Here is a 244-nt window from a genome sequence, read left to right on the forward strand (position 1 = left end):
CGGCATTCCGCAGCCGGTCGGCGACCTTCGCGACGCCTTCATCTTCGGCGAGATCCGCGACGAGCACCTCGACGGCGACACCGTGCGCGCTCCGCAGGTCGGCGGCCAGGGCGTCCAGCGCATCCTTGGACCGTGCGACGAGGATCAGGTCCGCGCGACGGCGGGCGAGCTGGCGGGCGAACTCGGCGCCGAGTCCGGCGCTGGCTCCGGTGATCAGCGCGGTGGGCATCAGCGCTCGTATCCG

General features: G+C 73.0%; 1 protein-coding gene. It reads right to left on the reverse strand.

Translation table 11 applies throughout. The features are described from left to right. A partial coding sequence (locus SB660_RS23050; RefSeq protein WP_410584862.1) for an SDR family NAD(P)-dependent oxidoreductase occupies positions 1 to 229 on the reverse strand: 229 nt, incomplete at its 3' end. Between the last annotated feature and the right edge of the window lie 15 nt (positions 230 to 244).

This window comes from Bacillus sp. SIMBA_005 (genome assembly GCF_046535585.1).
GTDB lineage: Bacteria > Bacillota > Bacilli > Bacillales > Bacillaceae > Bacillus > Bacillus pumilus.